Origin of the sequence: Hydrogenophaga sp. PBL-H3 (assembly GCF_010104355.1) — a bacterium.
In the GTDB taxonomy this organism is placed as follows: Bacteria; Pseudomonadota; Gammaproteobacteria; order Burkholderiales; family Burkholderiaceae_C; genus Hydrogenophaga.
Genome location: NZ_CP044972.1, coordinates 3041127 through 3058402 on the forward strand (window position 1 = coordinate 3041127; position 17276 = coordinate 3058402).

Genomic DNA, 17276 nt, shown 5'->3' on the forward strand with positions numbered 1-17276 from the left:
TCGAGCAAGGTGTGCATGTGGATCAAATGACCCATCAAAGGGGGCGTAAACCCCAAGAAGTTCACACCTTCTTCGTGTATCGAGATTGCAGACTCCCCACGGCTGGCAGCAACTGCATACACTTTGATACAGATCGACGAACACCCTCCAATGCTCATGACCAACTGGACCAACCCATGGCTGCTTGCAGTGCTGGTGCCCGCTATGCTGGCGCTGGGCGCGCTGCTGCACCGCATGTGGGCCGATCGGCAGGCCAGGCAGCGCAGACGCATTCCGAAACATTGGCCATTGAGCACCCGCGCGCTGGCCAACAGCGAGGAAGCCAGGGTGTGGCATTGGCTGGCCAGGGCTTTCTACGACCATCACGTGATGATCAAGCTCCCGGTGACGCGTTTCACCCTGCCCCGCGACCGAGAGCAGGGCATGGAGTGGTACAAGTTGCTGGGCAGTGTGTATTGCACGTTCACCGTGTGCCGCTCCGACGGTCGGGTGCTCGGTTGCCTTGATGTCCCCGGGAGTGCAGGTCTTCCTCGCAGCACGCGGGCGCTCAAGCACTCATTGCTGACCCAGTGTGGCCTGCCCTACTGGGTCGTCCGCTCCAACAGCCTTCCCACGGTGGCCGAAATTCGCGCCGAATTCCTGGGCGAGTCTGCGCTGAGCCAGTCGATGCGCGAGCGTGAAATGGAGGAGCGCGCCATCATTGCCGCACAAGCCAATCTGCGCACGGTGTTGACGCGCCAGCGCAGCACCCGCGCCAGCGACTTTTCCCCGCTCTCCACCTGGCCCAACAGCACCACGGGCGAACCTCGAAGCGACTTCAACTCCCAGTGGCAAGAGAACTCGTTCCTCATGCCGCTCGACAGCCGCAAAGGCGATCTCCTCTGAGATCGCTTGTGGGTCTCAGCCAGAGGCCTTTTGCGTGAGCGACGCCACTTCCTCCGGTGTCAGCCACCTCCAGCGACCGGGCATCAAATCACCGGTCAACGAAAGCACCCCCACCGACGACCGGTGCAAGGCCTCCACCCTGTTGCCGACCGCAGCCACCATGCGTTTGACCTGGTGGTACTTGCCCTCGGTCAGCGTCAGTTTCAGATGAAACTCGCTCTCGGCTGAACACGCCTGCGCCTTCACAGGCTTGGGATCGTCGTCCAGAACAACGCCTTCCAGCAGGCGGTTCACCTGCTTCTCGTCCAGAGGATGCTTCACCTGCACCTCGTACACCTTGGGAACGTGGTGACGGGGAGAGGTGAGCCGGTGAATGAACTTGCCGTCATCCGACATCAACAAGAGGCCCGTGGTGTCCTGATCAAGACGACCCACAGCCTGCACGCCGGCAGCCGCTCCACCGCCCCGGGCACGCAACGGGCCGGGCAACAAGGTGTAGACGCTCGGGTAGGTGCTGGGCTTTTGCGAACACTCGAAGCCCGCCGGCTTGTGAACCATGAGGTACGCCCGCTCGTGGTATGCCCAAGCTTCTCCCTGAACCTGGAACACCAGGCCCTCCTCGACGAACGAAGCGGTGGGATCGGTGCATGTTTGCAAGCCCGCGCCCACTTCCACCTTCACCAGCCCCTGCTGAATGAGCCCGCAACAGATTCGGCGGGTACCAAAACCTTGTGAAAAAAGAATGTCCTGCAATTGCATCATGGTGCGCGCATTGTCGTCGCTCTGAAGGCGCCCGCTTCGGTGCACGCCTCAAGGACACTGGCTCACGGCCACAGCGTGGAGAAGCGCTCAATCCAATGCGGCAACCGCTCACGCAGGATCCGAAGCGCCGGCGCTTCCTGGCGCTGGGCCAGGGTGACCAGACCGAAGCGTGCCGTTGCCTCCAGGCTGGGTGACACGTCCAGACGGGTCAGGCCCTGCGCCACCGCATTGACGGTCAGCACGATCGCGTTGCTGCGCCGCGCCACCTCCACGATGCTCAGCGATTCGTCGCAGCGCAGCGTGACCATGTCATCCGGGTTGGCTCGGGGGCCATACCTCGCGATCAACAGGCGCGCCACCTCGTCACTCAGCGGTGTGGACGCCACCGGATAAGCCATCACATCGTCCAGGCTCACCAGACCACTCCTGTGCGCCAGCGGATGGTCCGGGCGTGCCAGAAATCCGGCGGCCAGTTCAAACGCCAGCGTCACCTGCAACTCGGCCGAGGGCCGCATGTCGCGGATATCTACGATCGCCGCGTCCAGCTGCTGTTCGCGCAACGCCTTGAGCAGCACGGCGGTGTTGCCGCGCGAAATCTGCACCTGCAGTCGGGGGTGGTGCTCTGCCATGTGCAGCATCAGCGGCGTGCTCAAGAGCGCGCCCGGCGCGGAGCTCAGGCCCACGCGCAACTGGCCGATCAGCCCGGCGTGCAGTCCCTGGCCAGCCTGCTTGAGCGCCTCGGCGTCGCTGACCAGTCGCCGCGCGCGCCCCAGCACCTCGTGGCCGAACGGGGTCAGGGCGATGCGCCGGCCCAGACGATCGAACAGGGTGCCGCCGAGTTCGTCCTCCAGTGCGTGGATGCTGCGGGTGAGCGCTGGCTGGGTGAGAAACAAGGCGGCAGATGCCTGCACGAACGAGCCCATGTCCGCCAGCACCACGAGGTGTCTCAGTTGCACCAACGTCATTTCGATTCCTCAGTGAAAGTTATGGATCGTTGATCATCAATGCATTGGACTTTAAAACAGGCGGTTCCTAACATGCAACAAAGTTCATGATTCAACAGGAGCACGGCCTTGGAACGACTCAGCGATCAAGCGGTTCAAGAGTTCATCGCGCTGCGGCGCGACATCCACCAGCATCCGGAGCTGGCCTTTGATGAACACCGCACCAGCGCCCTGGTGGCGCAGAAGTTGCGGGCCTGGGGCTACGCGGTGACCACCGGCCTGGGTGGCACCGGGGTGGTGGGGCAATTGCGCCGCGGTCACTCAGAGCGCGCCATCGGCCTGCGCGCGGACATGGATGCGCTGCCCATCGTCGAGGACTCCGGCACCGACTGGGCCAGTTGCCACCACGGCGTGATGCACGCCTGCGGCCACGACGGCCACACCGCCATGTTGCTGGCCGCCGCGCAGCACCTGGCCACCGAAGGCGCCTTCGACGGCACGCTCAACCTGATCTTCCAGCCCGCCGAGGAAGGCGGAGGCGGCGCCCTGAAGATGATGGAGGACGGACTGTTCGAGCGATTTCCCTGCGACGCCATCTTTGCCATGCACAACATGCCCGGCTTCGCGCAGGGCCAGCTGGTGTTTCGCAGCGGTCCGACGATGGCGTCCTCGGACTACGCCACGGTCACGCTGCACGGCGTTGGCGGTCACGGTGCCATGCCCCACAAGGCCACCGACGTGGTGGTCGCCGCGGCCTCCATCGTCATGGCGCTGCAGACCGTCGTCTCGCGCCATGTGGACCCGATGCAGCCGGCCGTGGTGACCGTGGGCGCCGTGCACGCGGGCCAGGCCAACAACGTGATCCCGGCCACGGCCCGGCTGGAGCTGAGCGTGCGCGCGCTCGACCCACAGGTGCGTCGCAGCGTCGAGCAGCGCATCCGCGAACTGGTTCGCTTGCAGGCCGACAGCTTTGGTGTGCGCGCCGAGCTGGACTGGCGCCCGGGCTACGCGGTACTGGTCAACGACGCGTTGCAGACCGAACGCGCTCTGGCCGTGGCACGGGCGCATTTTCCGCCCGAACAGGTGGTGGCCCAGGGCCCCATGCTCACGGGCAGCGAAGACTTTGCCTTCATGCTCGAACGCGTGCCGGGTAGTTATTTGTTCATCGGCAACGGCAGCGGCCAGGAGCCCGGCGCCTGCATGGTGCACAACCCGGCCTACGACTTCAACGACCACAACATCGCGACCGGTGCGGCCTACTGGATCGCGCTGGTCAACGAACTGCTTTCCCCCAACCACCCCTGAACCCATTGGAGATGCCCATGATCAGCCACCTCAAGACCCTGATGGCCGGTGCCGCCATCGCCCTGGCCAGCCATGCGGGCATGGCCCAGGCCCAGAGTTACCCCAACCGACCGGTGACGCTGATGGTGCCCTACCCGGCTGGTGGCTTGTCGGACGTGGTCGCGCGCTCTGTCAACAACACGCTGGGCAAACAGCTGGGCCAGCCGGTCGTCATTGAAAACCTGGGTGGCGCCAGCGGGTCGATCGCCGCGCAGAAAGTGCTCAACGGCGCCAGCGACGGCTACACCGTGTTCCAGGGTTCACCCAACGAACTCATCCTGGCCCCGCTGGCCATTGCCTCCATCAAGTTCAAGAGCGAAGACTTCCGCCTGGTGCAGATGATCGCCACCGCGCAGATCGCTTTTTTGGCCCGCAAGGACTTCCCCGCCAGCACCGTGGACGAGTTCCTGGAGCAGGCCCGCAAGGCGGCGCAGCAGGGCCGGCCCCTGACCTACGCCAGCGTCGGCCCGGGCTCGTTCTACCACCTGCTCGGCGAGCACCTGTCCAAGGTCACCGGCATTCCCATGGTCCACGTGCCTTACAAGGGCGCGGCACCGGCCGAGCAAGACCTGCTGGCCAGCCAGGTCGATTTTTTCCTGGCGCCATACGGCAAGAAATACGATGACATGCACAAGAGCGGTCGCGTCAAGGTTCTGGCCATGCTCAACAGCGAGCGGCTGGAGAACGTGAAGGGCTACCCTGCCATCACCGAGAGCACCCAGCTCAAGGACTTCACCTTCAACATCTGGACCGGCTACTTCGTGAAGAAGGACACCCCGGAGCCGGTGGTGGGCGCGCTACACAAGGCCATCACCGAGACCCTGGCCGATCCGGGTGTGCACCAGGCGCTCGAAGCCAACAGCCAGCTGTTGGCCAAACCACTGTCAATGAAGGCGGTGGACAAAGCCTACGCTGACGGTATCCAGCAGTTCCGGGCCATCGCGAAGTCAATCCAGCTGCAGGCACAATAGCGGCCTCAACCCGTCGACCGGGAGAGACTGGCTTGCAAGACAAGCCGGCGCCGAAGGAGCAACCGCCCCGGAAACTCTCAGGCAAAAGGACCGGTCGACACGCATCACACTCTGAAGAGTGGCCGGGATTCGTCCCCCGGCCCACCGCAGGAGCAAGCCGGCCCCATGGGCTGGTGAATCTCTCAGGTCACAAACAGAGGGGGTCATGATCCGCACACGGTGTGCGGGTCGTGCCCTCCATTGTTTGACGACTTTGCAAGCGAGATTCCCATGGCACACCTCATCGTCATCGGCGGCGGCATCACCGGCGTCACCAGCGCCTACGCACTGGCCCGTCAGGGCCACCAGGTCACCCTGATTGAAAGGCACCGCTATGCGGGCATGGAAACCAGCCACGCCAACGGCGGCCAGCTCTCAGCTTCCAACGCCGAGGTCTGGACCCACCCCTCCACCTTGCTCAAGGGGCTGAAGTGGATGTTCAAGGCCGACGCGCCGTTGCTGGTCAACCCCAAGCCCAGTTGGCACAAGCTCAGCTGGTTCGCCGAGTTCGTCGCCTCCATCCCGAAATACCGCAGCAATACCGTGGCCACCACGCGACTGGCCATTGCAGCGCGGGAGCACCTGTTCGGCTGGGCTCAAGCCGAGGGCATCGACTTCGACCTGAAGCAGCAGGGCATCCTGCACATCTACCGTGACCGCGCCGGTTTCGAACATGCGGGCGAAGTGTCCAAACTGTTGGCCGAAGGCGGCCTGCCGCGTCGCGCCGTCACGCCCGACGAGATGCGCGCCATCGAGCCCACGCTGCAAGGCGACTACTTCGGCGGCTACTACACCGAGAGCGACAGCACCGGCGACATCCACAAGTTCACCCACGGCCTGGGCCAGGCCTGCGCCCGCCTGGGCGTGAAGCTCATGACCGGCCAGACGGTGGCCCGCGTGCAGAGCAACGGCCGCACCGCGCAGGTGACGCTGGCCGACGGGCAGGTGGTGAACGCCGACGCCGTGGTGATCAGCGCCGGCGTGCACAGCCGCGCGCTCGGCGCCCAGCTCGGCGACCGGCTCAACGTGTATCCGGTCAAGGGTTACTCCATCACCGTGATGCTGGGCGACGAACAGAGCCAGACCGCCGCGCCGCAAGTGAGCCTGCTGGACGACGAGACCAAGCTGGTGACCAGTCGCCTGGGTGTTGAACGCTTCCGCGTGGCCGGCACGGCCGAGTTCAACGGCATCAACCTGGACATCCGCGCCGACCGCATCCGGCCGCTGGTGGACTGGGTGAACCAGTGTTTCCCCGGTGTGAGCACACGCCGGGTGGAGCCCTGGGCCGGCCTGCGGCCCATGATGCCCAACATGATGCCTCGCGTGGGGGCGGGCCGCCGGGCCAACGTGTTCTACAACACCGGTCACGGCCACCTCGGCTGGACGCTCTCGGCCATCACGGCGCACCAGCTCGGCGAGCATGTGGCGCAATGGGAGCGGCTGCGCGCGCCGCGCATGTTGCCGGTGGCCGTCACCGCCTGAAGGGCACAGCCAACCGCAGTGGGTGCAGCAAGCAAGTTCCACCATCTCCTTACCGCTGCAGAACGCATGGACCGGGGATGAAAAAGGCCGCCAACCGTGTATGGTTAGCGGCCTTGGTCAGGTCGTATGGTGGAGCTGGGGGGATTTGAACCCCCGTCCGCAAGCCTTCTTCGAACAGTTCTACATGTGTAGCCGTCTGATTTGAGTCTCGCCGCCCGAGTCGCGCAGTGGCACGCTAAACGGGAAGCCAGCATCCTTGAGTCTCGCCCTGCGTCAAGGTGCCCGACGCAAAGCCAGCCGATGAAATTATCCTTGCAGCCGGGAGGTCTTGCGACCCCCTTGCCCAGCCCATCGGCCTGCTGTTGCAAGGCTCACCGCTGATTAAGCGGCGAGTGCGAAACGTTCGTCGTTTGCAGTTGGTTTTTTTCTGTTGCTTTACGAGGTGACAGAACCTCGACATGCCCTGCTGCGCGTCCGAACCCACGTCGAAACCAGTGCAGCCCCAAGATCGGTATTTTAAGGCAGTTCCAGCAATTGCAAGACCTGCAAGGGAGAAGACACCTCCGCGTCGGCGCCCCAGGACGCAACATCGGCGCCCGCACCCAAATAGCCATAGCGCGCGGCCACCGTCCACATGCCCGCAGAGCGCCCTGCGCGAATGTCGCGCTCGTCATCACCCACATAAATGCACTGGGCCGGCTGCAACGACATGCGTCGCGCAGCCTCCAACAAAGGCTCGGGGTGCGGCTTCGCGTGTGCAGTCGTATCACCACTGATCACGGTGGCGGCTGAATCGAACAGCTCCATGGAACGGGTGATGGGTACCGTGAAACGTTGCGCCTTGTTGGTCACAACCCCCCAAAGCAAACCCAGCTCAAGCAGAGAAGACACCAGTTGGCCCACTTCTTCGAAAGGGCGAGTGCGCTGGATCAGGCAGCTTTCGTAGTCAACGAAGAATTCTTGTTTGTAGTGTTCGTAGTCGACATGCTCGACACCCATACCAAACGCAACGTGCAGCATGCCGCGCGCACCTGAGCCCACATGCGGGCGGTAATCCAATAAAGGTTTGGACGGCAAACCACGACGCACTCGCATGCCATCTGCCGCAGCACCCAAGTCGGGTGCACTGTCAATCAGCGTCCCGTCCAGATCAAACAGAATTGCTCGCACGCCCCTGAACGCAACAGGCTTCATGGCTTTCGCGTTGCAAACAGATAGTTCACGCTGGTGTCTTGGCTCAACCAGTAACGGCGTGTCAGCGGGTTGTACTCCATGCCGCGGGTGTCCGTCAGCTCAAGTCCAGCGTCGCGGCCATAGCCAGCCAGCTCGCTGGGCTTGATGAATTTGGCGTACTCATGGGTCCCCTTGGGCAAAAGCTGCAAGATGTACTCGGCGCCCAGGATGGCAAACAAAAAGGCCTTGGGGTTGCGGTTCAAGGTCGAAAAGAAGACCCAGCCACCAGGCTTCACCAGAGCCGAACACGCACGAACAACAGACGATGGATCAGGCACATGCTCCAGCATTTCCATGCAGGTGACCACATCAAACGAACCCGGCTCCTGAAGCGCCATGGCCTCTGCACTGATTTCCAGGTAGTCGACATTGGCCGTACCTGCTTCCAACGCATGCAATTGGGCCACCCGGAGCGCCTTGACCGAGAGATCGATACCGGTCACGCGAGCGCCTTTTCTCGCCATGGCATCCGAAAGAATGCCTCCGCCACACCCGATATCGAGAACACGTTTGCCTGCCAGTGAGGCCATTCCATCAATCCAGCCCAATCGCAAAGGATTGATCTGGTGCAACGGCCGAAATTCGCTTTCTGGATCCCACCAGCGATGAGCCAGATCGGAGAATTTGGCCAACTCGGCCGGATCGGCATTGAGGTTGTGATTCATTGTTGGATTATCGTCAGCCCATGAAAAAACCGCGCCGAGGCGCGGTTTTCTTTGAGAAACCTGAAGGTTTACTTGTTGGCGCGGGTGCCAACAACTTCCACCTCAACGCGGCGGTTCTTGGCACGGCCTTCGCGGGTGGCGTTGTCAGCCACTGGCTGGGTCAGACCCTTGCCTTCGGTGTAGATACGGTTGCTTTCGATGCCCTTGCTCACCAGATAAGCCTTGACGGCTTCAGCGCGGCGGTTGGACAGGGCTTGGTTGTAACCAGCAGCACCGGTGGAGTCGGTGTGACCCACGGCGATCACAACTTCCAGATTGATACCGGAAACCTTGCTGGCCAAGTCGTCCAGTTTGGCTTTGCCTTCTGGCTTGAGCACCGCTTTGTCGAAGTCGAAGAACGCGTCTGCAGCGTAGGTCACTTTGGACGCTGCGGGCGCTGGAGCAGCGGCAGGAGCCGGTGCTGGAGCAGCGGCAGGAGCCGGCGCCGGGGCAGCGGCAGGAGCAGGTGCTGGGGCAGCCACAGGAACGATAGCGCCATCGCAACCGACTGCTGCCGTTGCAGGCGTCCAGTTGGCATCGCGCCAGCACAGTTCGTTGGTACCGTTTTTCCACACCAGTTCGCTGGTGCCATTGCGCCAGTTGTCGATGGTTTGGGCGCCAGCGGCCGTTGCCATGGCGGCCGTTGCGATCAGCATTGCCACTTTGTTGAGTTTTTTCATGGTTTTCCTCTTGGTAAGCCGCAGACAATCTGCGTACAAAAAAAGACGCTTGAAGTGACCACCACTCAAAACGCTGGATTTCATTGTGCCACAAGCGCTATAGGGCAGACCGGCGGGTGCGGGCACCTCGGTGACTGCATCCCGGCAGCCCCCGCATTCGTTGTGGTGCTACAACAATAGGCGCACAAGGGTGCAATCCGGTGCCACCCGTAAAATGGCGAGTTGCCTTTTGGCCCACCCGACGCATTTCAGCCCTGCTCATGACACAGTTCGCCAAAGAGACCCTGCCCATCAGTCTTGAAGAGGAAATGCGCCGCAGCTACCTCGACTACGCCATGAGCGTGATTGTCGGGCGCGCACTTCCCGATGCTCGTGACGGCCTCAAGCCCGTACACAGGCGCGTGTTGTTCGCCATGCATGAGCTCAACAACGACTGGAACCGGCCCTACAAAAAATCGGCTCGTATCGTCGGCGATGTCATTGGTAAGTACCACCCACACGGCGACAGCGCGGTGTACGACACGATCGTGCGAATGGCGCAGGATTTTTCACTTCGTCACATGCTGGTGGATGGCCAGGGCAACTTCGGCTCGGTGGACGGCGATAACGCTGCTGCCATGCGATACACCGAGATCCGCCTGTCGAAAATCTCGCACGAGATGTTGGCCGATATCGACAAGGAAACTGTCAACTTCGGTCCCAACTACGACGGCTCTGAGAAAGAGCCATTGGTACTGCCCTCGCGTCTGCCCAACCTGCTGGTCAATGGCTCGTCGGGCATTGCGGTCGGCATGGCCACCAACATTCCGCCGCACAACCTCAACGAAGTGGTTGACGCGTGCTTGCACCTGCTCAAGCAATCGGACGCGTCGATTGATGAGCTGATGGAAATCATTCCGGCGCCCGACTTTCCCACGGCGGGCATCATTTATGGCATCAATGGCGTGAAGGATGGCTATCGCACGGGTCGCGGTCGCGTCGTGATGCGCGCGAAATGCCATTTTGAAGACATTGACCGCGGCCAGCGCCAGTCGATCATCGTGGACGAGTTGCCGTACCAGGTGAACAAGAAGACGCTGCAAGAGCGCATTGCCGAGCTCGTACACGAGAAAAAAATCGAGGGCATCAGCCACATTCAGGACGAGTCGGACAAGTCGGGCATGCGCCTGGTGATCGAGCTCAAGCGTGGCGAAGTGCCCGAGGTGGTGCTCAACAACCTGTACAAGCAGACGCAGCTGCAGGACACCTTCGGCATCAACATGGTGGCGCTGGTCGATGGCCAACCGCGCCTGTGCAATCTGAAGGACCTGATCCAGGTGTTCCTCGAGCACCGCCGCGAGGTCGTGACACGCCGTACGGTGTTCAACCTGCGAAAGGCGCGCGAGCGTGGTCACGTGCTCGAAGGTCTCGCTGTGGCGCTGGCCAACATCGACGAGTTCATCAAGATCATCCGGGAATCGCCCACGCCGCCTGTGGCCAAAGCCGAGCTGATGGCCCGCCCCTGGGACAGTCAACTGGTGCGCGAAATGCTCACCCGCACGCGTGCCGACGGCGGCGTTATCAACGCCGACGACTACCGTCCCGACGGTCTGGAGAAGGCCTTTGGCATGGGCGGAGACGGCCTGTATCGGCTGTCAGAAACGCAGGCGCAAGAAATTCTGCAGATGCGCCTGCAGCGCCTGACTGGCCTGGAGCAAGACAAGATCGTGGCGGAGTACAAGGAGGTCATGGGCGAGATCGACGATCTGCTTGACATCCTGTCCAAGCCCGAGCGCGTCTCCACGATCATTGGCGACGAGTTGGTGATCGTGAAGCAGGAGTTCGGCCAGACCAAGCTGGGCGCGCGCCGCAGCGAAATCGAGCACAACGCGCAAGACTTGGCCACCGAGGACCTGATCACACCCACCGACATGGTGGTGACGCTGAGCCACAGTGGCTACATCAAGAGCCAGCCGCTTTCCGAATACAGGGCGCAGAAACGCGGTGGTCGCGGCAAGCAAGCCACGGCCACGAAGGAAGACGACTGGATCGACCAGCTCTTCATCGCCAACACGCACGACTACATCCTGTGCTTCTCCAACCGAGGCCGCCTGTACTGGCTCAAGGTGTGGGAAGTACCGGCGGGTTCGCGCGGTTCGCGCGGCCGGCCCATCGTCAACATGTTCCCGCTGCAAGAAGGCGAGAAGATCAACGTGGTGCTGCCGCTCACCGGCGAGATGCGCAGCTTTCCGTCGGACCGCTATGTCTTCATGGCCACCAGCATGGGCACCGTGAAGAAGACCGCGCTTGACGAATTCAGCAACCCGCGCAAGGCCGGCATCATCGCCGTTGACCTGGACGAAGGTGACTACCTCATTGGCGCGGCGCTGACCGACGGCCAGCACGATGTGATGCTGTTCAGCGACGGTGGCAAGGCCGTGCGCTTTGACGAAAACGACGTTCGCCCGATGGGCCGCAATGCGCGCGGCGTGCGCGGCATGATGATCGAAGAGACCCAAAGCGTGATCGCCATGCTGGTAGCAGAGGACGAACACCAGAGTGTGTTGACCGCGACCATCAACGGCTACGGCAAACGCACGCCGATCTCCGAGTACACCCGCCATGGTCGAGGCACCAAGGGCATGATCGCGATACAGCAGAGCGAGCGCAATGGGAAGGTGGTGGCTGCGACGCTGGTGCACACCGACGACGAGATCATGCTGATCACCGACAAGGGTGTGCTGGTGCGCACACGGGTCTCGGAGATCCGGGAGATGGGGCGCGCCACACAAGGCGTCACGCTGATTGCACTGGACGAAGGCGCTGAACTCTCGGGGCTGCAGCGCATCGTTGAAAACGATGCCAATGTGCCGGAACTTGACGACTCGACCGAGCCGAACGAGGTCGACGATCCGGGCACTGACGCGTGATGGCGCGCCCTTTCAATTTTTCCGCCGGCCCGGCGGCCATGCCTGCCGAGGTGCTTCAACAGGCCGCTGATGAAATGCTCGATTGGCACGGCAGTGGCATGAGCGTGATGGAGATGAGCCACCGCGGCAAGGAGTTCAGCGCCATCATCGAGGCAGCCGAAGCCGATCTGCGCGAACTGCTGGCTGTGCCGGCAGATTTCCGCATCTTGTTCATGCAGGGCGGCGGACTGGCCGAGAACGCCATCGTGCCGCTGAACCTCTCACGCGGGGGCAAAGCAGATTTTGTGGTCACGGGCAGCTGGAGCGAGAAATCCATCAAGGAAGCCGCGCGCTACGCCCAACCCGCGCTGGCCGCCAGCAACGCCGATTCAGGCCACACCACCCTGCCTTTGCCCGCCACCTGGAAGCTCAGCGCAGACGCACAGTACGTGCACATCTGCAGCAACGAAACCATCCACGGCATCGAGTTCCATGAATTGCCCAACCTCAAGGCCCTGGGCAGCAGCGCGCCGTTGGTGATCGACTTTTCATCCCACGTGGCCTCACGAACGGTGGACTGGTCGCGCGTGGGTCTGGCCTTTGGAGGCGCTCAAAAGAACCTGGGCCCGGCTGGCCTGACTCTTGTGATCGTTCGCGAAGATCTGCTTGGTCACGCCCTGTCCGTCTGTCCCAGCGCATTCGACTACAAGACGGTGGCGGCTAACGCCTCGATGTACAACACACCGCCCACCTACAGCATCTACATGGCGGGTCTCACCTTCCAATGGCTCAAGCGACAGACCGAGGGCGATCTGAGCGGTGTGGCCGCGATGGAGCAACGCAACATCGCCAAAGCGTCGCTGTTGTATGACTTCATCGACCAATCCACCTTGTATCTGAACAAGGTGGCACCGAACTGCCGCTCGCGAATGAACATTCCATTCTTTCTGCGCGATGAAGCCCTGAACGATGCCTTTCTGGCGGGCGCGAAGGCCGCGGGGCTGTTGCAGCTCAAGGGCCACAAATCAGTGGGTGGCATGCGAGCGAGCATCTACAACGCGATGCCACTCGAGGGCGTGCAAGCGCTGGTGCAATACATGCACGACTTTGAAAAAACACGGGCCTGATCCCAGGCCCCAGAACCCGAAGACATGACCCAACCCACCCAGTCAGATGCCCTGGCAGTTCTGCGTGTCCAGATCGATGCGTTGGACCAGCAGTTGCTCTCGTTGCTCAACCAGCGTGCGCGCGTGGCCGAGGAAGTCGGCGTCATCAAGCGGCAAGAAGGTTCGCCCTTTTTCAGGCCGGACCGCGTGGCCCAGGTGATTGAAAAGATCCAGGGCGCCAACCAGGGCCCGCTTTTGAACCAACATGTGGCCTCGATCTGGCGCGAAATCATGTCGGCCTGCCTCGCGCTGGAGGCGCCGCAGCGCGTTGCCGTGCTCGGCCCGCAAGGCACATTCTGCGAACAGGCCGCCATCGAATTCTTCGGTAGCGCGGCCAACCTGATCTATTGCGCCGACTTCGATGAGGTTTTCCACGCCACCGCCGCCGGCACCGCGCAGTTTGGCGTGGTCGGCATGGAGAACTCCACCGAAGGCGTGGTGGCGCGGTCGCTGGATCTTTTCCTGCGCTCGCCCGTGCACGTGGTGGGCGAAGTGAGCCTGCTGGTGCGTCACAACCTGCTGCGCCAGCTCAACACGCTGGACGGCATCGAAGTGGTCATGGCGCATCCCCAGGCCTTGGCCCAATGCCAGAACTGGCTCTCGCAGCACCTGCCCAAGGCCGAGAAGCGAGCCGTCTCCAGCAACGCCGAAGGCGCTCGACTCGCTGCCACCAACCCGGCCTGGGCGGGCATCGCCAGTGAACGCGCCGCGGCCCAGTTCGGACTGCACATCGTCTCGCATGCCATTCAGGACGAGGCCTACAACCGCACCCGGTTTGCCGTGATCGCCCTGCCCCAGACGCTGGCCATGCCACCCGCGTCGGGACGCGATTGCACCAGCCTGGTGGTGTCGGTACCCAACCGGCCAGGCGCGGTGCACGACCTGCTGGTGCCCCTCAAGAACAACGGCGTTTCGATGACACGTTTCGAATCACGGCCAGCGAAGTCCGGGCAGTGGGAGTACTACTTCTACATCGACATCGCGGGCCATCCCTCGCAGCCTCATGTAGCAGCCGCTCTCCAAGAACTGCAAGGCCTGTGCGCTTTCTACAAGGTGCTGGGCGCGTACCCGGTGAACGAATGATGTTTGAACAACTGGGATTGATCGGCTGCGGAATGATGGGCGGCTCGTTCGCGCTGGCCCTCAAGCGCGCCGGTCTGGTCAAGCGCGTGGTGGGCTACAGCAAGTCGCCGTCCACCACCGAGCGGGCACGCCAGCTGGGTGTGATCGACGTCGAGGCACCCTCCGCGCTGCTGGCCGTGTCGGGCGCGGATCTCGTGCTGCTCGCTGTACCCGTTTCGGCCACCGAGGCCACCTTCAAAGCCATCCGGCATCTGGTGCGCGGCGACGTGCTGATCATGGACGTGGGCTCGACCAAGCGCGAAGTGATCGACGCCGCACGACGCGTTCTCAAGGACCAGGTGGGCGTGTTCGTGCCCGCGCATCCGATCGCTGGCAAGGAGCTCGCGGGGGTGGAGCATGCCGACCCCGATCTGTACAGCGGACGCCAGGTCATCCTCACCCCGATCGAGCGCACGCTCACGGCACAACTGGACAATGCCAACAAGGTCTGGACTGCCCTGGGTTGCCACGTCAAGCAAATGTCGCCCGAGGCGCACGATGCAGCCTACGCAGCGGTGAGCCACCTGCCCCACCTGGTTGCGTTTGCGCTGATGAACGGCATCCAGAGTCAGCAACAGGCGGCAGACTTCCTGTCGCTGGCAGGCCCTGGCTTCCGTGATTTCACACGCATTGCCGCCAGCGACCCAGCCATCTGGCGGGACATCCTCATGTCCAACCGCGAAGAACTCCTGGCGCAATCCCGGTTTTTCCAGCGGGCTTTGCATGCGTTGGAAACAGCCATCAATGCCGACAATCCAGACGCGCTGGAAACCCTCATTGACCAAGCCAGCAGTGCGCGCGCCCATTGGCGCATGACTGCCATCAAGCCCCAGAGCTGAGCGACGCCCGCTGCGGCGTTCTCGTGTCACCGCACATGTACTCCATTCCGTTCCTCGACATTCCCCCACTGGCCACCGCCGGCGGCACCGTGCGCTTGCCGGGCTCCAAGAGCATCTCCAACCGGGTGTTGCTGCTCGCTGCCCTGAGCGAGGGCCACACCGATGTAACCGACCTGCTGGACTCCGACGACACGCAAGTGATGCTGGACGCCCTGCGCCAGCTCGGCTGCCAGATCGAGCCACAGCCCGATGGCGCCTTGCGCGTGCGTGGCCTGGGCGGTTTGCTCCCGGTGCGACAAGCGCGGCTGTTTCTGGGCAACGCCGGCACCGCCATGCGCCCGCTCACCGCCGCCCTGGCCCTGCTGGCGTCCACACACGGTGCCGAGTTCGAGCTCAGTGGTGTGGCGCGCATGCACGAGCGGCCCATTGGTGATCTGGTGGATGCCCTGCGCCAACTTGGCTGCGCCGTGGACTGCCTGGGCCAGGAGGGCTACCCGCCGCTCAAGCTCGGCACGGGCTCCCCCCTTGCGCTGCTCATCGACCGACCCATCCGAGTGCGCGGCGACGTGTCCAGCCAGTTCCTCACAGCGCTGCTGATGGCCCTGCCGCTGGTGGCTCAGCAACAAGCCGTGGTCATTGATGTCGTGGGCGAACTGATCTCGCGTCCTTACATCGAGATCACACTGAATCTGCTTTCGCGGTTCGGGGTGACGGTGCAACGCGACGGCTGGCAACGCTTCACCATTCCCGCCGGCAGCCGCTACCGCTCCCCGGGACGCATACCGGTGGAAGGTGACGCTTCATCCGCCAGCTACTTCATTGCGCTGGGCGCCATCGCAAAGAGCACCAAGGGCATCACCATCGAGGGCGTCGGCCAGGCCTCGATCCAGGGCGACATCCGGTTCGTCGAAGCCGCCCGGCTCATGGGCGCCGAGATCGCAGGCGAAGCCAACCGCCTGCACATCCAGCGCGGCGCGTGGCCACTCAAAGCCATCGACCTGGACTGCAACCACATTCCGGATGCGGCCATGACGTTGGCCGTGATGGCTCTGTATGCCGACGGCACCACCACCCTGCGCAACATCGCCAGTTGGCGGGTCAAGGAAACCGACCGTATCGCAGCCATGGCCATCGAGTGCCGCAAGCTGGGCGCCACGGTGGAAGAAGGCGCCGATTTCATCCGCATCACCCCACCGCCGAGCACGCAGCACTGGCGAGCAGCATCGATCCACACCTACGACGATCACCGTGTGGCCATGTGTTTCTCGCTGGCTGCCTTCAACCCCGCCAGCCTGCCGGTGCGCATTGAAGACCCGAAATGCGTGGCCAAGACGTTCCCCGACTACTTCGAGACCTTGTTCGAGGTGTGCACCACACCTGCCCAGGCCATCCCCGTCATCTGCATTGACGGACCCACGGCATCCGGCAAAGGCACGTTGGCCTCCGAAGTGGCGCAGCGTCTGGGGTATCACCTGCTGGACTCCGGCGCGCTGTACCGGGCAACGGCGCTCGCAGCGCAGGACGCGGGCGTGCCGCTGGACGACGAACCCGCCCTCGCCCGCCTGGCCGCGCAACTGCCGCTGTCCTTCCGCGACCACAAAGTGTTCCTGGGTGGCCGCGACATCACCGACCCGCTCCGCCTGGAATCCACCGGCGGCATGGCATCCAGGGTGTCCGAACACCAGGCGGTGCGAGCCGCCTTGCACGCCCTTCAACTGAGCTTCCGGCGTCTGCCCGGCCTGGTGGCGGATGGGCGCGACATGGGCACGGTGATCTTCCCGGACGCGACCTTGAAGGTGTTCCTGACGGCCACCGCCGACCAGCGCGCCGAGCGGCGCCATAAGCAATTGATTTCAAAGGGAATTGCTGCTAACATCGACAGTCTTTTGGCAGACCTGAAAGCGCGTGACCTGAGGGACTCATCCCGCATGCACGCACCCCTCAAGCCAGCCGAAGATGCCTTGAAACTGGACAACTCTGAACTGAGCATCGAGCAATCGGTGCAAGTGGTGATGAACTGGTGGCAAGGCAAAACAGCGTTCTCAGGGAACTGAGAGCGTTTTACAAACGGCCCTGACGGCACAGCCGGGCGCTCCCAGCCCGCATGCCCGACGGTTCTTTTCAACCAACCCCGCGGTGTTTCGCACCGCAACGTCAACACCACCCACACGTCGATCCCTGCGCAAACCGAATCAAACCGGTTGAATGCGCCGACGC

14 protein-coding genes, 1 other RNA gene and 1 riboswitch are annotated in these 17276 nt (G+C 62.9%); of the genes, 9 read left to right on the forward strand and 6 right to left on the reverse strand.

The annotated features are described in order from the left end of the window. Positions 1–156 precede the first annotated feature (156 nt). Positions 157–885 (forward strand): DUF2726 domain-containing protein, encoded by a 729-nt coding sequence (locus tag F9Z44_RS14055; protein ID WP_159607144.1) that lies wholly within the window; start codon positions 157–159, stop codon positions 883–885. Between the two features lie 15 nt (positions 886–900). On the opposite strand, the gene F9Z44_RS14060 is transcribed toward F9Z44_RS14055, so the two are convergent. Both F9Z44_RS14060 and F9Z44_RS14065 read right to left on the reverse strand, forming a co-directional pair. Beyond that, complete coding sequence (locus F9Z44_RS14060) at positions 901–1644, reverse strand: pseudouridine synthase (RefSeq protein WP_159608731.1); 744 nt, start codon at positions 1642–1644, stop codon at positions 901–903. A gap of 65 nt (positions 1645–1709) precedes the next feature. Beyond that, a complete protein-coding gene (locus F9Z44_RS14065; RefSeq protein ID WP_159607146.1) occupies positions 1710–2612 on the reverse strand; it encodes a LysR family transcriptional regulator in 903 nt (300 codons plus the stop codon). Positions 2613–2720: 108 nt separating this feature from the next. Here F9Z44_RS14065 and F9Z44_RS14070 point away from each other — a divergent pair, with 108 nt between their 5' ends. The 3 genes from F9Z44_RS14070 (at position 2721) to F9Z44_RS14080 (ending at position 6427) form a co-directional block, all read left to right on the forward strand. Beyond that, the gene (locus F9Z44_RS14070) at positions 2721–3896 is read left to right on the forward strand and encodes a M20 aminoacylase family protein (protein WP_159607148.1); all 1176 of its coding nucleotides are present in this window, start codon (positions 2721–2723) and stop codon (positions 3894–3896) included. Between the two features lie 17 nt (positions 3897–3913). Then, a complete protein-coding gene (locus tag F9Z44_RS14075) occupies positions 3914–4906 on the forward strand; it encodes a Bug family tripartite tricarboxylate transporter substrate binding protein (RefSeq protein ID WP_236574139.1) in 993 nt (330 codons plus the stop codon). An 8-nt stretch (positions 4907–4914) separates the two neighbouring features. Next, positions 4915–5009: riboswitch (glycine riboswitch) on the forward strand. A gap of 167 nt (positions 5010–5176) precedes the next feature. Continuing rightward, the gene (locus F9Z44_RS14080; protein WP_159607152.1) at positions 5177–6427 is read left to right on the forward strand and encodes a D-amino acid dehydrogenase; all 1251 of its coding nucleotides are present in this window, start codon (positions 5177–5179) and stop codon (positions 6425–6427) included. 127 nt (positions 6428–6554) lie between these two features. Here F9Z44_RS14080 and ssrA read toward each other — a convergent pair. The 4 genes from ssrA to ompA all read right to left on the reverse strand — a co-directional run bounded on the left by ssrA (position 6555) and on the right by ompA (position 9044). Further along, positions 6555–6931, reverse strand: a transfer-messenger RNA (tmRNA) gene (gene ssrA / locus F9Z44_RS14085). 12 nt (positions 6932–6943) lie between these two features. After that, the gene (locus F9Z44_RS14090; protein ID WP_159607154.1) at positions 6944–7621 is read right to left on the reverse strand and encodes an HAD-IA family hydrolase; all 678 of its coding nucleotides are present in this window, start codon (positions 7619–7621) and stop codon (positions 6944–6946) included. Next, complete coding sequence (ubiG, locus tag F9Z44_RS14095) at positions 7618–8325, reverse strand: bifunctional 2-polyprenyl-6-hydroxyphenol methylase/3-demethylubiquinol 3-O-methyltransferase UbiG (protein WP_159607156.1); 708 nt, start codon at positions 8323–8325, stop codon at positions 7618–7620. The genes F9Z44_RS14090 and ubiG overlap by 4 nt, the downstream gene beginning before the upstream one ends. Before the next feature lie 68 nt (positions 8326–8393). After that, the gene (ompA, locus tag F9Z44_RS14100; protein ID WP_159608732.1) at positions 8394–9044 is read right to left on the reverse strand and encodes an outer membrane protein OmpA; all 651 of its coding nucleotides are present in this window, start codon (positions 9042–9044) and stop codon (positions 8394–8396) included. Between the two features lie 260 nt (positions 9045–9304). Between ompA and gyrA the strand changes: the two genes are divergently transcribed. Genes gyrA through F9Z44_RS14125 form a run of 5 tightly spaced genes read left to right on the forward strand, consistent with a single transcriptional unit; the run spans position 9305 to position 17113 of the window. Next, positions 9305–11953 carry a DNA gyrase subunit A gene (gene gyrA / locus F9Z44_RS14105; RefSeq protein ID WP_159607158.1) on the forward strand — a complete coding sequence of 883 codons (2649 nt, stop codon included), beginning with the start codon at positions 9305–9307 and terminating at the stop codon, positions 11951–11953. Then, positions 11953–13059: a 3-phosphoserine/phosphohydroxythreonine transaminase gene (serC, locus tag F9Z44_RS14110; RefSeq protein ID WP_159607160.1), complete on the forward strand. Its 1107-nt coding sequence runs from the start codon at positions 11953–11955 to the stop codon at positions 13057–13059. The genes gyrA and serC overlap by 1 nt, the downstream gene beginning before the upstream one ends. 24 nt (positions 13060–13083) lie before the next feature. Further along, positions 13084–14181 carry a prephenate dehydratase gene (pheA, locus tag F9Z44_RS14115; protein ID WP_159607162.1) on the forward strand — a complete coding sequence of 366 codons (1098 nt, stop codon included), beginning with the start codon at positions 13084–13086 and terminating at the stop codon, positions 14179–14181. Then, a complete protein-coding gene (locus tag F9Z44_RS14120) occupies positions 14181–15059 on the forward strand; it encodes a prephenate dehydrogenase (RefSeq protein ID WP_159608733.1) in 879 nt (292 codons plus the stop codon). Before pheA ends, F9Z44_RS14120 begins: the two co-directional genes overlap by 1 nt. Positions 15060–15094: 35 nt before the next feature. After that, the gene (locus F9Z44_RS14125; RefSeq protein WP_159607164.1) at positions 15095–17113 is read left to right on the forward strand and encodes a bifunctional 3-phosphoshikimate 1-carboxyvinyltransferase/cytidylate kinase; all 2019 of its coding nucleotides are present in this window, start codon (positions 15095–15097) and stop codon (positions 17111–17113) included. Positions 17114–17276 lie beyond the last annotated feature (163 nt).

Bases quoted from the DNA above. Each gene is read 5' to 3' on its own strand.
- ubiG (WP_159607156.1), bottom strand. From the start codon at position 8,325: ATGAATCACAACCTCAATGCCGATCCGGCCGAGTTGGCCAAATTCTCC.
- serC (WP_159607160.1), top strand. From the start codon at position 11,953: ATGGCGCGCCCTTTCAATTTTTCCGCCGGCCCGGCGGCCATGCCTGCC.
- F9Z44_RS14055 (WP_159607144.1), top strand. From the start codon at position 157: ATGACCAACTGGACCAACCCATGGCTGCTTGCAGTGCTGGTGCCCGCT.
- F9Z44_RS14120 (WP_159608733.1), top strand. From the start codon at position 14,181: ATGTTTGAACAACTGGGATTGATCGGCTGCGGAATGATGGGCGGCTCG.
- F9Z44_RS14090 (WP_159607154.1), bottom strand. From the start codon at position 7,621: ATGAAGCCTGTTGCGTTCAGGGGCGTGCGAGCAATTCTGTTTGATCTG.
- gyrA (WP_159607158.1), top strand. From the start codon at position 9,305: ATGACACAGTTCGCCAAAGAGACCCTGCCCATCAGTCTTGAAGAGGAA.
- F9Z44_RS14075 (WP_236574139.1), top strand. From the start codon at position 3,914: ATGATCAGCCACCTCAAGACCCTGATGGCCGGTGCCGCCATCGCCCTG.
- F9Z44_RS14060 (WP_159608731.1), bottom strand. From the start codon at position 1,644: ATGCAATTGCAGGACATTCTTTTTTCACAAGGTTTTGGTACCCGCCGA.
- F9Z44_RS14065 (WP_159607146.1), bottom strand. From the start codon at position 2,612: ATGACGTTGGTGCAACTGAGACACCTCGTGGTGCTGGCGGACATGGGC.
- pheA (WP_159607162.1), top strand. From the start codon at position 13,084: ATGACCCAACCCACCCAGTCAGATGCCCTGGCAGTTCTGCGTGTCCAG.
- ompA (WP_159608732.1), bottom strand. From the start codon at position 9,044: ATGAAAAAACTCAACAAAGTGGCAATGCTGATCGCAACGGCCGCCATG.
- F9Z44_RS14080 (WP_159607152.1), top strand. From the start codon at position 5,177: ATGGCACACCTCATCGTCATCGGCGGCGGCATCACCGGCGTCACCAGC.
- F9Z44_RS14125 (WP_159607164.1), top strand. From the start codon at position 15,095: ATGTACTCCATTCCGTTCCTCGACATTCCCCCACTGGCCACCGCCGGC.